The following is a 13827-nucleotide window of genomic DNA, read 5'->3' as shown; positions in this document are numbered from 1 at the left end:
GAAAGGACTGGTCAGGGAAATGGCGGAAAGCAGCGTTCACAGCGGACACAGAGAGCGTATGAGGAAAAGGTTCTGCGAGAATATGAGCTTCAAGGGCTTTGCGGAGCATGAGATCCTGGAAATGCTTCTGTTTTACTGCTATCCCAGAAGCGATACCAACGGTCTTGCCCACAGGCTTCTGACAAGGTTCGGAAGTATTGAGGGGGTGCTTTCCGCGTCGAAGGAGGAGCTTATGGAAAGCGGGCTTGTAGGGGAAAATCCCGCGGTGAATCTGAAATTTTTCGGCGCTCTTACATCATATCTGAAAGCGGAAAGGGTAACGGGTTCTGTTGACGCGAGAGATATTCCTGAGGTGAAAGCTCTGGTGAGGGCAAAATTTGCCGGAGAACGGATCGAACGGATAATGCTGTTTTTTGTTGATCCTTCTTTCAGGATAAGGAAGTTCGCGGTCGTTGATTCCGGCACTCTTAAGGAAGTTTCCATGGACCTGAGGAAGATAACCAGAACCATACTTAACAGCGGCTACGACAACTTTTTTATAGCTCACAATCATCCTGAGGCTTCTTCAAAGCCGTCGGAGGAGGATGTGGTTTCCACAAGGCTGCTTATCAGACATCTTTCCGCTATGGGGATAACTATGCTGGATCATTTTGTTGCGGGAGAGGACGGAGTATCGTCGTTAAGACAGCTGGGGCTGATATACGATTACGAATAACTGCTGAAGCCGCAGAAAAATAACCTGAGAAGAAAACTGCTCTTCTCAGGTTATGCTTTTTTATGACTGTGTTACTGTTTTCATTTCAAACGGTTTCAGTCTGAATTTTTTATTCAAATATGAAAATTCAACCTCTTTATCGTTGTTGTTGAAAATAAAGATGATCTCCTTTCCGCCGCCCTTACGCGCCGACAGCTCTACATTCCGCGGCAGATCGGTTATTATATCAAGTCCGGCGTCGGAAAGTATCCTTGCGCACAGCTCTTTATAGAAATCTCTTTTGCCGATCGTTCCGACATAATAGCATTTTCCTCTGCCGAAGGAATTTACGGTAACGGCAGGAGAGCCTTTGTAAAAACGGTCAGTATATGAGGCGATGACGGCCGCGCCGTCAGGCTTAAGAACGTCGCACCAGCAGGAAACTTCATACTCCCTGCCGTTCATTTCGACATGAGCGGCGTCCCATCCTATAGGATCAAATTCCTGAACCGTGCAGCCGGTAAGCTCTGAATAAGCGGCGGGAAGCGGCGCCATTATGCAGTTGTTATATTGATCCTTTACTCCGCTTCTGTTTGTAAGGACGACCGTTCCGCCGTTTTCGGCAAAGCTGTAAAGACGTTTTACGACGCTTTCGTCCGTTATAAACATGGTAGGAGCGATTATAACGGAATAGCCGGAAAAATCAGCGCTTTGGCTGATTATATCGCAGTTTGCTCCGAGAGATATGATTCCGTCGTGAAAGCTTTTAAGCTGATTGTAGTAATGAAAGCCGTCGGTCTGAGGCTGTATTTTCAGAGCGGTTTCCGTATCCGGGGAATACAGCAGCGCAATATCGGAGGATACTTCCGTTCCGTCGGTGTCCAGCGCCTCGGCTTCCCTGCACAGCTGAGCGAATTCATAAAATCTGCGTGAAGGAACGTTGCTCTGGTCGATAAGACCGTGCCAGAACATTTCCGCACCTGAAACCGCGCTCCGCCAGCGAAAATGTACGACCGAATCGGCTCCTCTGGCTATCGCCTGCAAAGCGTAGCCCTTTATCATTTCGGGCTTCGGAGCGGCAGTCATCGGCATCCAGCAGCCGGGAGCTCCGCTGAGCTGCTCCATTATCCAGAAGTTTTTTCGTTTTATTCCTCTCATCAGATCAAGATGGAAAGCGTGGGAATACAGCGCGTCCGGATCGTCCGGCAGTCTGGTCGGAGGATAATTGTCGTATGACACAACGTCCAGCGGCTCGGACATTTTATAGAAATCAGGCGCGTTTTCACACAGCCATGTATTTGTGGTGATAACCGCCTCAGGTATTGTTTCCCTTATCAGCTCAGCCTGAAATCTTACAAAATCGTTTACGCTCTTTTGACAGAACCTGTGCCATTCAAGCATATACGACGGATTGTACCAGCCGAGAGGATAGCTGCCCAGCGGCGGTTTTATCTGCGTCCATGCGGAATATTCGCCGCTCCAGACGTTGCTGCCGAAGGCTTTGTTTATGCTTTCAAGACTTCCGTATTTTTCTTTAAGGTATTTCCTGAACCTTTCGGTACATTCCGGGCAGCAGCAGTGAACGGCGTCAAGCTCGTTGTCTATCTGCCATGCCGTAACGGCAGGGTTGCTTCCGTAACGCTCGGTAAGTCTGCGTATTATCCTTTCGGAGAATTTTCTCAGTGAAGGGGAGTTGTAGCAGCGGTGACCTCTTATTCCCGTCGCGATAGGCTGACCTGAACGCTCAGTCTGCAAAGCGTCGGGATATTTTTCGTAAAGCCAGAGAGGAGGGCAGTTTGTGGGCGTGCAGAGAATTATTTCTATCCCCTTTGAAGCGAAAAGCTCTACCGCTCTGTCCAGCCAGCCGAAATCGAAAACCCCTTCCTTCGGCTCAAGCCTTGACCAGGCAAACTCAGCCATACGGACGACCTTTACGCCTGTTTGAGCCATAAGCTCCGCGTCCTGCTCCCAAAGCGATTCGTCCCAGTGCTCGGGATAATAGTCAACTCCTATTTTTGCCATAATAAGTCCTTTCTCTATCCGCCGCTCTGCCATTTGTCGGGAACGGCGGCGCAGCGCGATTCCTTTTTCAAGGCCCTGAGTTCAACGTAGCAGCCGCATTTGCGGCACATTCCGTCGTAAAGCTCCTCGCAGCTTCTGCATATTTCAAGTCTGCGGGAATATTCCTCTCCGTCCGCCCGCTTTTCCTGCGGATAGGCGGAGATATAGTTCTTCAGGCGTCTGAAGTAATCAGTTTCGTCCATGTCCTCCAGCAGGCATTTTCTGCACAGCTTATTCATCGGTCATTTTAAATCAAAGGAAACGACCGAGCATTTCGGCAGAGTTATGACCGAGCCGCCGTTTGATACGCTAAAGCCGCTGTAGTCCTTAAGGGCAACGTTTTCAGGCTTGCCGAAATCGTTGAATACGCTTGCTTTTTCAGCGGTTATGATCTGAGCCGATGTAATCTCGGCGTTTACTTCAAGCTGTATATCCTCGTCGAGCGAGCAGTTTGAAACGGTGGCGAAAAGGCTTCCGTCCTTGCTTTCCGAAACGGAATATGTAAGCGCGGGCAGGTTTATGCCGTTGCATCGCGCCTCGGGAATATCCATCTGAGCCTTGACGAGCTCAGCGTCATGATGAGGACAGAACATTTTGAATACATAGAAGGTGGGAGTTTTGATCATATCCGCGCCGTCGGTCAGGATTGGCGACTGAAGCACGTTTACCGCCTGAGCTATATTTGCCATTGTGACGCGGTCGGAATGATTATTGAAGATATTGAGATTGCAGGCGGCAACTATCGCGTCGCGCATTGTGTTCTGCTGATACAGAAAGCCGGGATTGGTGCCCTCCTCAACATCGAACCAGCAGCCCCATTCGTCGACGATAAGCTTTATTTTTCCTTCGGGGTCGCGCTTGTCCATAATCTCGCCGTGCTTGGTTATAAGCTCGTCCATACGGAGAGTGTGTAAAATCGTGCGGTAATATTCCTCATCGGTAAATTCTGTGGCCTTGCCCTTAACGCCCCAGTCGCCGGTAGGTATCGTGTAGTAATGCAGAGAAATAGCGTCGGTATGCCAGGGCTTAAGTATCTCAAGCAGCTTGTCCGTCCAGCCGTAGTCGTCGGCGTTGGGTCCGCAGGCGACCTTGTAAAGTCTGTTATCTCCGTAATTGCGGCAATAAGTCTGGTAGCGGCGGTATTCGTCGGCATAATATTCAGGGCGCATATTTCCTCCGCAGCCCCAGCTTTCGTTGCCTATTCCGAAGTATTTCAGCTTCCAAGGCTCCTCCTGTCCGTTGCGCTTTCTAAGCTCCGCCATGGGGGAAACTCCGCCGAAGGTCATATATTCAACCCACTCGGACATTTCCTGAACGGTGCCGCTGCCGAGGTTTCCGGCTATGTACGGTTCGCAATCAAGCTGCCGGCAAAGCTCGAAAAACTCGTGAGTTCCGAAGCTGTTGTCCTCAACGACTCCGCCCCAGTGAGTGTTTATCATTTTTTTGCGCTGTGATTTTTTACCTATGCCGTCCTTCCAGTGATACTCGTCGGCAAAGCAGCCGCCCGGCCAGCGGAGAACGGGTATCTTTATTTCCCTCAGCGCCTGAACGACGTCCTTTCTCATGCCGTTTACGTTGGGGATATCAGAATCCTCGCCTACATAAATACCGCCGTAAATACATCTTCCGAGATGCTCGGCAAAATGTCCGTAGATGTTTCTGCTTATCTTTGAAAGCTTTTGATTTCTGTCGATTTTAAGTTTTGTGCTTTTCATAGTTTATACCTGCCTTTTTTATTTTATAACGTCTTTGCGGACGTCGGTTATACTGAATTTATATGCTGCCCAAAGCCTGCGAAGCCGGTTTATCCCGCTTAGCTCCGCTTTTTTCCGCCGCAGGCGTCGGCGTGAACGGACGCTGGCTTTGCTTAGGCGAAAACCTGTCAGACAGCTGCCTTAGCTTTGACAAAACATACGCCCGCCGAGGTCTGGTCAGCGGGCGGGCGTTATGCGTTTCGTTCCCAAAGCGGCAGTTCCTCAGCCGGGCAGTCATATCTGACGCCCTTATGAAAGGCACTATACACCATATTTCAGCAAATGTCAATACTTCGGAACGGGGTTTTTAAATTTTGTGATTTTAACGAAAAATATCAGCCTTTTTTGTTATGTTTCAACAAAACCATTTGTACCGCGCAGGATTTGCGCCTTAAAGCTTTACTGTTACGGTTCTTTCGGTTGGTATGTACTGTCTCATTTTTACGCCGGTCATTTCAAACATTTTCTTGGAGGCTTTTACTCCGTCGGTATCGGCGTATTTGTCCTCCATATAAACTACTTCTTTTATTCCGCTCTGAATTATCGCCTTGGCACATTCGTTGCAGGGAAAAAGCGAAACGTAGATACGGGAATTTTTCAGGCTTCCGGTAGAACGGTTAAGGATAGCGTTAAGCTCGGCATGGCATACGAATGGGTATTTGGTTTCAAGCGCTTCGCCTTCGCGTTCCCAAGGCATTTCGTCGTCATTGCAGCCTGTGGGCATTCCGTTGTAGCCTACCGAAAGGATCTTATTTTCCTCCGAAACGATACAGGCTCCTACCTGCGTGTTGCTGTCCTTGCTTCTGCCGGCGGAAAGCAGGGCGATCCCCATAAAATATTCGTCCCACGATAAGTAATCCTGGCGTTTCATAAATATACACTCCTTTTCAATGCGTTAAATACAAAGACTGACTACTCAGCAGTTTTTTGCGTAATCAATTCTGCGGTTTATGCTTTTCGCAAGCTCGCGAAGCCTTTCAAGCGTTGATATTTCGATGGGGAAAACCAAATAGCTGTCGCTGTCAATGTCGATACAGCCAAGGCAGAAGCCCTTTTCACACCACATTTCATCAAGCTGCTCCGACCACCGGGTTATGTCGCCGTCCCCGTCCAGCTTCTCTTGTGAAAAGCCGAGCTTCTCTGACTGAACCGTAACCAGCCCGTTAGTGAAATACGCAAAATCTTCAAGGTCGCAGCTGTGATCGAACATTGCGGCGCAGCCGTACTTAGCCAGAATTTCAATCCAGCCGATCCTTTTCAGGCTTTCTTCCGAATCGTCTGAGTCAGTCAGCCAGCCTTCGTAGTATTCCGGATGAGTCTTTGCAAAGTCCCGAACGTTTTCGTTAAGCGATTTAAGCTCTGCTGCCGCATTGGAATTGTTTCCGCATACGGTCAGTAAAATCCGATTAAAAACTTCGTCCGTATTTTCCGGCTGCTGATTTTTCTTCTTTTTAAATAGGTTGAAAAGTCCCATGAGATCAATTCTTCTTACAGGCTTGCCAAAGCCTTTTCAAGACTTGCGGAATTTTCAATATTCACGGCGTTTGCGCCTTTGAGCGTTTTCTTTACAAGTCCCGTCAGAACCTTGCTGGGTCCGAGCTCGATGTAATTTTCATAGCCCGTCTTATCCATTGCCGCAAGCTCCGAGGTGAATTTAACGGGCGAAACAATATGTTTGGCAAGCAAAGCGGGCATATCAGAGAAATCTTCAAGCCTGCCTCCCGTTACATTGGAATAAAACTCGACCTGAGGGGAGCCGAAGCTGACAGTTTCGGCAGTTTTGATAAATTCGTCCGCCGCCGACTGCATAAGCTTTGAATGGAAAGCGGAGGCAACGTTCAGCCTGATAGCCTTTTTCTTCATTTCCGCAAATTTTGCCGCCGCGGCTTCGCAGACCGCCGTTTCGCCGGCAATAACGGTCTGTACGGCGGAGTTGTAGTTTACGGGAACGACATAGCCCTCCGTTTCCTCGCAGATTTTTTCAACCTCAGCGGCGTCAAGCCCGATAATTGCATACATTGCGCCGTCGTTTTCCTCCGCCGCTTTCTGCATTGCCGCCGCTCTTGCCTTGATAAGCTTAAAGCCGTCCTCTGTCGAAATCATTCCCGAAGCGACCATAGCGGCGTATTCTCCCAGCGAATGTCCTGCGACTCCGTCAAAGGAGATCCCCTCAGCCTTTGCCGCTTCAAACGCCGCAAGGGAGCACGCCATAATAGCCGGCTGTGAATTTATGGTTTTGTTAAGCTCGGCGTCGGGACCGTTGAAGCAGATATCCGCTATATCATAGCCGAGAATCGAATCTGCGGCGTCAAAAACCGATTTTGCCGCCGGATACTTGTCATAAAGCTCCTTTGCCATTCCGACATACTGAGAGCCCTGACCAGAAAATAAAAAAATGTTTTTTGCCATTGTTATTACTCCTTTATAATAAAATAATTTTCTTCCTTAAACTTAAAAATATGCTGTCTGCACGTTACATGATTTTGCAAGCCCGGAAAGCCCGATTTCCTTGGTTTGACAAATTATTTCCTCGATAAATGGTACCATTAAACTGCGGTCAGCTAGATAAAAAGCTGTGAAAAATCAAATATTAATATTTAATTCATAAAATATGACAGGTGTCAAAATATTTTTCCCATTAATTAGCGGCGATTCTGCCGGCTTTGCACCTTGCGGAAGCACAATTGTGAAAAATTATTGAAATGTTTGCTTTTGCCATAAGATGTTCATTATTTGTTGTTTACCAATCCATAAAATGAGTTTATAATAAATAAGGTTAAGCTTAATTTATGGTTTTAATGTAGCTATTTAGTATAAATTTTTAAATAATTGCAATATGAGAAATACATTCGGCTTTAGCTACTATTGTATTATAGCACATAAATTTAATCAGCACAATATCCTGATTTAAAAATATATTATTAAGTTTGGGAGGAAATTTCATTGGCGGATATCAAACAGGGAATCAGAATCAAGGGAATAGGCAGGTACGTTCCGGAGCTTGTGGCTACAAACGAGGATTTTACAAAGATAGTTGAAACAAGCGATGAGTGGATAACTCAGAGAACGGGGATCAAGACCAGACATATTACCAACGGCGAGCCTACATATTACCTCGGAGCAATGGCGGCAAAGGAGGCGGTCGCCGACGCGGGAATCTCAGCCGGGGATATCGACCTGATCATAGCCGCTACGGTTACGGCGGATTTCTACACCCCTTCCATGGCGTGCATTATCCAGCGGGAGCTTGGAGCTATCGGGTGCATGGCGTTTGATATAAACGCGGCGTGCGCGGGCTTTGCTTATGCTGTTGATATGGCTAAAAGATATCTTTACAGCGGAAACGACGTTAAGACGGTGCTGGTGGTCGCGGCTGAGGAGCTTTCAAAGTTCACCGATTATACCGATCGTTCCTCCTGCGTATTGTTCGGCGACGGAGCGGGCGCCTTTGTTATCGAAAGGTGCGACGGAGCCATGTATTCCAATTATCTGGGTGCCGACGGAAACGGAGCGGACAAGGTAGTGGCGCGTGCGCTGAAGTCTGAGAACGCCTTCCGCACCAATACTGAGGAATTTGATATGTCCATGCCTCAGACCAAGGAGCATTATTTCTATCAGGACGGCAGGGAGGTCTATAAGTTTGCTACAAAGGCTCTGCCGAACGCGGTTGAAAAAGCCTGTGAAAGAGCCGGTATCAGTCCCTCGGAGCTTGACGCAATCGTTCCTCATCAGGCGAATATAAGAATTATTGAAACCGCCGCTAAGCACCTGGGACTTCCTATGGATAAATTCCCGATGTATATCGACAGATACGGAAACACCTCGTCCGCTTCTATTCCTCTGGCGTTTTACGACGCTGTAAAGGACGGGAAAATAAAGAGAGGCGATAAGGTATGTCTGGTAGGCTTCGGCGGCGGACTTACCTACGGCGCTGTAGTTTTTGAGTATTAAGGAAGCCTTTGCCGCTACAGGGATTATGCATATTGTACTGATCCTCAGGCTTGCACAGGAAAATATTTCGGAATCATCCGGCTGAATAAGATTTTTTGGAAATCAAGTATGTAAAAAACCGTAAGGAGAAAATAATATGATTACGACAAAGACCAGAATCACAGACCTTTTGGGAATCAAATATCCGATTATTCAGGGCGGAATGGCGTGGATAGCCGAATCAACGCTGGCCTCTGCGGTTTCCAACGCGGGAGGTCTGGGACTTATCGCGGGCGGCTCAGCGCCTATAGATTACCTGAGAGAACAGATAAGAAAGACAAAGGCCGCCGTCGGGGACAAGCCCTTTGGAGTAAACATAATGCTTATGAGCCCCAACGCGGAGGAGCTTGCCAAGCTTGTGATTGAAGAAGGAGTTCCGGTGGTTACCACGGGAGCGGGAAATCCCGGAAAGTTTATGGCTGCGTGGAAGGAAGCCGGAATCAAGGTAATTCCTGTAATTCCGTCGGTGGCTCTCGCTAAGAGAATGGAGAGAGCCGGCGCCGACGCGGTTGTTGCCGAGGGAACGGAAAGCGGCGGACATATCGGAGAAAACACGACAATGTGCCTTGTTCCGCAGGTCGTTGACGCGGTTGAGATACCTGTTATTGCGGCTGGCGGAATCGCCGACGGCAGAGGGATCGCGGCAGCCTTTATGCTGGGAGCGGAGGGCGTTCAGCTGGGAACGCGTTTCCTTGCGGCGGAGGAATGTCAGATACATCCCACATATAAGGAGCTTGTTATAAACGCAAAGGATACCGACAGCATCGTTACGGGACGTTCGACGGGTCATCCCTGCCGCAATGTAAAGACCAAGTTTTCAAAAAGGCTTGCAAGCGGCGAAATGGACGGCTCGCTTACTCCCGACAAATTCGAGGAAATTACTCTCGGTTCGCTGAGAAAGGCGGTTCAGGACGGTAATCTTGACGAGGGCTCCTTCCTCTGCGGCGCTATCGCGGGAATGGTGAATAAGATCGAGCCTGCAAAGGATATGATCGAGGAAATGTTCGTTCAGGCAGAGAAGCTGCTTGCAAGATAAACGACGGAAAAATTCGGAGGACAGAAAAATGAAGAAGTTGATTTTACCTCTGCTTTTGTCGGCAATGCTGTTTACTGCCTGCGGCAAGGCGGACAGCTCATCTGAAGGCGCGGGAAGTACGGCTGCCGCGGAAAGCGCTTCGTCTGAGGCGGAGATTCAGTATCCACGCAGCATAAAGCTTATGTGTCTGGGAGATTCAATTACCGAGGGCTTTACCTACAGAGGCTCGTACCGCGTTCAGCTTGCCGATATGCTTGAGGAAAACGGACTGTCACAGTATGTGGATTTTGTCGGAAAGAAAAAGGCGGGCGACTGCTATGACGGTCAGCATTGCGGCTATACCGGGTACTCCATTGACGCTATCGCGGAATCGGTTACCGGAGATGTCCGCAGCGGAATATCTGATAAGGTAGACGAGCTGTTTGACGCCTATACTCCGGACGTGGTTCTGCTGCAAATCGGCACTAACGATATTTTAAGCCTTTACGAGCTGGACAGCGCGGGGGACAGGCTTAAAAATCTGGTAGACAGTATTTTAGACAAGCTGCCGGAGGACGGTATGCTTTATCTTGCGACCATACCTTATATGGACGCGACGGATAATACCTATATCTCAGCTGAGTATTTCACGGTTGACGCCATGGATAAATACGTTGACGAGTACAACGAAAAGGTAAGGACTGTTGTACAGGAGGAAAAAGCGGCGGGAAGAAATATAGAGCTTGCCGACGTAAACGGCGTTCTGACCAAGGACGATCTTCAGGACGGAGTTCACCCGACAAAAGAGGGCTATGAAAAGCTGGGCGAATTCTGGTACGGAATAGTTTCCGCATATGTGACGGGAGAATAAATAATTTCAGGAGGATAAACATAATGGCAACTGCACTTATAACAGGCTCGGCAAGAGGAATCGGAGCGGCGATCGCGCTCAGGCTTGCAAAGGACGGCTTTAACATCGCGCTCAACGACATAAGCGAGGCAATGTTCGAGAATAACGATATTATGGATAAGATCAGGGCGGAAGGCGTTGAGGCCGAGAAGTTCATCTGCGACGTTTCAAGCTATTCTCAGGTGGAGGAAACCGTTAAGGCTGTAAAGGAACGGTTCGGTTCGATAGACGTGCTTGTAAACAACGCGGGCATAACAAGGGACGGTCTTATGGCGAGAATGAGCGAGGAGCAGTATGACAGCGTTATCGCCGTAAACCAGAAAAGCGTATTCAATATGTGCAAATTTGCCGGAAGCGTTATGATGCGCCAGAAATCCGGAAAAATCATAAATCTTTCTTCGGTTGCGGGAGTATACGGAAATCCCGGGCAGATGAATTATTCCGCTTCAAAGGCGGCGATAATCGGCATGACCAAAACGGTCGCGAAGGAGCTTGGCTCCAGAGGCATAACCTGCAACGCTGTAGCTCCCGGCTTTATCAAAACGCCTATGACCGATAAGCTTACAGACGCTCAGAGGGACGCTATGATCGCGCAGATCGCGATGAAGCGTTACGGCGAGGTTGAGGAAATTGCAGGAGTCGTATCCTTCCTTGCTTCAAAGGACGCAAGCTACGTTACGGGACAGGTAATAGAGATCTCCGGCGGACTGTCGATGTAGTTCCTGCGGAGGCGGCTGAAACCATATAATTTGTCAATTGCAGAAGAGGAGTGTTTAAATGAGAAGAGTAGTTATTACAGGAATGGGAACGGTCAATCCTTTGGGACAGAGCGTTTCTGAATTCTGGGATAATATCAAGGCTAATAAAAACGGTATGTCATATATTGATCAGTTTGATACTTCGGATTTTCCCGTTAAGGTAGTCGGAGCAGTTAAAAACTTTGACAGCAGCAAATACATAGACAAGAAAGAAACGAGAAGAATGGACAGATTTACTCAGTTCGCTCTTTGCTCCGCAAAGCAGGCTCTTGAAATGGCAGGCTCGGATTTCAGCGACATTGATCCTTTCAGAGCCGGAGTTATTATCGGAGTCGGGATAGGCGGACTGAACCTGACCGAGCATGAGGTCACGAAATTTAACGAAAAGCCTGACAAAATATCCGTTTTCTTTGTTCCTATGATGATAAGCAATATGGCGGCGGGAATGGTTTCAATGAAAACCGGCTTCAAGGGCGACAATTTCTGCACCACTACAGCCTGCTCTTCCGGTACTCACGCGATAGGAGAGGCTTTCCGCAAAATAAAGGACGGATATCTTGACGTTTGTCTGTGCGGAGGCGCTGAGGCTTGCATTTCAAGATTTGCTCTCGGCGGCTTCAATAATATGAAGGCGCTTTCAAAAGCGGAAACCGTTGAAACGGCTTCTACTCCCTTCGATCTTGACAGACAGGGCTTTGTTCTGGGAGAAGGCTCCGGAATTCTTTGCCTTGAAGAGCTTGAACACGCCAAGGCGAGAGGCGCGGATATTATAGCTGAGATAGCAGGCTATGGGGCTACCGACGACGCTTATCATATAACCAGTCCTTCTCCTACGGGAGAGGCGGCGGCTTACGCCATGAGGCACGCTTATGAGGAAGCCGGACTGAAAGCTGACGAGGTCGATTACATAAACGCTCACGGAACCTCCACGGAGCTTAACGACAAGTATGAAACTGCCGCTATCAAGCTTGCTCTTGGTGAGGAAGCGGCGAAAAAGACCGTTATCAACTCCACAAAATCAATGATAGGGCACCTTCTTGGAGCGGCAGGCGGAGTGGAAGCGATCGTTACGGCGCTTTCTGTCCGCGACGGGCTTGTTCACAGGACTTTGGGATATAAAACGCCCGATCCGGAATGCGACCTTGACTATTGCGTTGACGGCAACAGAGAGCTTGATATCAGGGGCGCGCTTTCCAACTCTCTCGGCTTCGGCGGACATAACGCAACTATCTGCCTGAAAAAATATGACGATTAAGGAGAAACTGCAATGAGTGAAAAAATTTACGGTCAGTTCGACCTTGATACTGTAGAAAAGCTTGCCGATATCGTAAATAGCCGTAACCTCGGCGAGATAACCATAATAGACGGGGACAGGGAGATAACGGTAAAGGGCAAAAAATGTCCTCCCCCTCCTCCTGCGATGCCTCCTATGGCTGCGGCTCCGGCTGCCGTACAGCAGCAGGAACCGGCGGCACAGGTTTTGGAGAAGTCGGCTTCCGCGGTTTCAGGAAATCAGGTCAAGGCTCCGATCGTAGGAACGTTTTACGCCGCTCCGTCGCCTAACGACAAGCCGTTTGTAACGGTTGGACAGCAGGTGAAAAAGGGAGATACGATATTCATTATCGAGTCGATGAAGGTAATGAGCGAGGTTCAGAGCGAATTTGACGGAGTTGTCAAGGAGATCCTTGTAAACGACGGAGATTCTCTGGAATTTGACCAGACGGTTATGATTATCGGGTAGAAGCTTGAAATATCCGTTTTAGTATGTGCTGTGCTTCTGTGAGGAGGTGGCGTTTGAATGGAAATAAAGATCGACAGTAACGGCTTATGGTATCACGGCTCGGATCGTTTATTTGATACGCTCAGAGAGGGGAGTACCATTACTCAGTGGAGAGAGCTTGCCGAAGCGTTTTCCCACAAGCCTTCGCGTCTTTCCTATGACGACAGCGGCAGTATTTCTCATAACGGCAGCGAAAATGGGCTGCTTTACGTTATCGACGAACCGTTGGAAATAGGAACGGACATTTATCGGCACCCGAATACGACTATGGATAAAAACGCCGAATTTCTGACCAAAAGACCTCTCAGGGTCAGATTGATTCAGAGGCTCGGCGAATAACGGAGGAAAAACAATGGCAGTAGTTTTGAATAAAGAGCAGATCATGGAGATAATCCCTCACCGCGATCCCTTTCTGCTTATCGACGAGGTAAACGAGCTTGAGGTAGGAAAGCGCGTTGTCGCTACGAAATATATGAAAGAGGACGAGTTCTGGTTCAAGGGCCATTTTCCAGACTATCCGGTCACACCGGGCGTGCTTATGGTGGAAATGTGCGCGCAGGCGGGAGCGGTAGCGCTGCTTGCAATGCCTGAGAACAAGGGCAAAATAGGTCTTTTCGGCGGCATAAAGGATTGTAAGTTCCGTCAGCAGGTTCTGCCCGGCGATACTCTCAATATCGAGGTCGAGATAATCAAGGTAAAGGGACCGATAGGAGTAGGAAAGGCGCTTGCTACGGTCAACGGCAAAAAGGCGGTTTCCGCGGAGATCACCTTTGCGATAAAGTAGACAGGGAAATCGGATACGGAGCTTGAAAAGGTTTTCACAAGCGGGCTAGGGAAGGATAACGATTCCCACGAAAAGTAACCG

The 13827-nt window shown here is 48.7% G+C and carries 16 protein-coding genes; 9 read left to right on the top strand and 7 right to left on the bottom strand.

Annotated features, from left to right (window positions below):
* Window positions 1-19: 19 nt before the first annotated feature.
* Window positions 20-715 carry a RadC family protein gene (locus tag EIH25_RS06295; protein WP_164489181.1) on the top strand — a complete coding sequence of 232 codons (696 nt, stop codon included), beginning with the start codon at window positions 20-22 and terminating at the stop codon, window positions 713-715.
* 60 nt (window positions 716-775) lie between these two features.
* On the opposite strand, the gene EIH25_RS06290 is transcribed toward EIH25_RS06295, so the two are convergent.
* The 7 genes from EIH25_RS06290 to fabD form a co-directional block, all read right to left on the bottom strand.
* Complete coding sequence (locus tag EIH25_RS06290; protein ID WP_124099811.1) at window positions 776-2716, bottom strand: beta-galactosidase; 1941 nt, start codon at window positions 2714-2716, stop codon at window positions 776-778.
* A 14-nt stretch (window positions 2717-2730) separates the two neighbouring features.
* Complete coding sequence (locus EIH25_RS06285; RefSeq protein WP_124099809.1) at window positions 2731-2994, bottom strand: DUF6171 family protein; 264 nt, start codon at window positions 2992-2994, stop codon at window positions 2731-2733.
* 3 nt (window positions 2995-2997) lie between these two features.
* Window positions 2998-4470 (bottom strand): alpha-N-arabinofuranosidase, encoded by a 1473-nt coding sequence (locus EIH25_RS06280; protein WP_124099807.1) that lies wholly within the window; start codon window positions 4468-4470, stop codon window positions 2998-3000.
* A 58-nt stretch (window positions 4471-4528) separates the two neighbouring features.
* Window positions 4529-4663, bottom strand: coding sequence for a hypothetical protein (locus EIH25_RS12665; RefSeq protein ID WP_279254432.1), 135 nt, complete (start codon window positions 4661-4663; stop codon window positions 4529-4531).
* Between the two features lie 237 nt (window positions 4664-4900).
* A complete protein-coding gene (locus tag EIH25_RS06275) occupies window positions 4901-5380 on the bottom strand; it encodes a dCMP deaminase family protein (RefSeq protein WP_124099805.1) in 480 nt (159 codons plus the stop codon).
* Between the two features lie 45 nt (window positions 5381-5425).
* Window positions 5426-5983 (bottom strand): DUF6630 family protein, encoded by a 558-nt coding sequence (locus EIH25_RS06270; RefSeq protein ID WP_124099803.1) that lies wholly within the window; start codon window positions 5981-5983, stop codon window positions 5426-5428.
* A gap of 14 nt (window positions 5984-5997) precedes the next feature.
* A complete protein-coding gene (fabD, locus tag EIH25_RS06265; RefSeq protein ID WP_124099801.1) occupies window positions 5998-6918 on the bottom strand; it encodes an ACP S-malonyltransferase in 921 nt (306 codons plus the stop codon).
* 534 nt (window positions 6919-7452) lie between these two features.
* On the opposite strand from fabD, the gene EIH25_RS06260 reads away from it, so the two are divergent.
* From EIH25_RS06260 to fabZ, 8 genes are all read left to right on the top strand, one after another.
* On the top strand, window positions 7453-8460 hold the full coding sequence (locus tag EIH25_RS06260; RefSeq protein ID WP_124099799.1) for a beta-ketoacyl-ACP synthase III: 1008 nt from the start codon (window positions 7453-7455) through the stop codon (window positions 8458-8460).
* A 136-nt stretch (window positions 8461-8596) separates the two neighbouring features.
* Window positions 8597-9535, top strand: coding sequence for an enoyl-[acyl-carrier-protein] reductase FabK (gene fabK, locus EIH25_RS06255; RefSeq protein ID WP_124099797.1), 939 nt, complete (start codon window positions 8597-8599; stop codon window positions 9533-9535).
* Window positions 9536-9563: 28 nt separating this feature from the next.
* Window positions 9564-10385: an SGNH/GDSL hydrolase family protein gene (locus EIH25_RS06250; protein WP_124099795.1), complete on the top strand. Its 822-nt coding sequence runs from the start codon at window positions 9564-9566 to the stop codon at window positions 10383-10385.
* Between the two features lie 23 nt (window positions 10386-10408).
* Window positions 10409-11143 (top strand): 3-oxoacyl-[acyl-carrier-protein] reductase, encoded by a 735-nt coding sequence (gene fabG, locus EIH25_RS06245; protein WP_124099792.1) that lies wholly within the window; start codon window positions 10409-10411, stop codon window positions 11141-11143.
* A gap of 58 nt (window positions 11144-11201) precedes the next feature.
* Entirely contained in the window at window positions 11202-12437 is a 1236-nt protein-coding gene (fabF, locus tag EIH25_RS06240) for a beta-ketoacyl-ACP synthase II (protein ID WP_124099790.1), read from the top strand.
* A 12-nt stretch (window positions 12438-12449) separates the two neighbouring features.
* Window positions 12450-12923: an acetyl-CoA carboxylase biotin carboxyl carrier protein gene (gene accB, locus EIH25_RS06235; RefSeq protein WP_124099788.1), complete on the top strand. Its 474-nt coding sequence runs from the start codon at window positions 12450-12452 to the stop codon at window positions 12921-12923.
* Between the two features lie 57 nt (window positions 12924-12980).
* Complete coding sequence (locus EIH25_RS06230; RefSeq protein ID WP_124099786.1) at window positions 12981-13301, top strand: hypothetical protein; 321 nt, start codon at window positions 12981-12983, stop codon at window positions 13299-13301.
* Between the two features lie 13 nt (window positions 13302-13314).
* The gene (gene fabZ, locus EIH25_RS06225) at window positions 13315-13746 is read left to right on the top strand and encodes a 3-hydroxyacyl-ACP dehydratase FabZ (RefSeq protein ID WP_124099784.1); all 432 of its coding nucleotides are present in this window, start codon (window positions 13315-13317) and stop codon (window positions 13744-13746) included.
* The last annotated feature ends 81 nt before the right edge of the window (window positions 13747-13827 follow it).

Source organism: Ruminococcus sp. Marseille-P6503 (assembly GCF_900604945.1).
GTDB lineage: Bacteria > Bacillota > Clostridia > Oscillospirales > Ruminococcaceae > FB2012.
The sequence above is the reverse complement of the archived record's forward strand: the minus strand, read 5'-3'. Positions and strand labels throughout refer to the sequence as shown.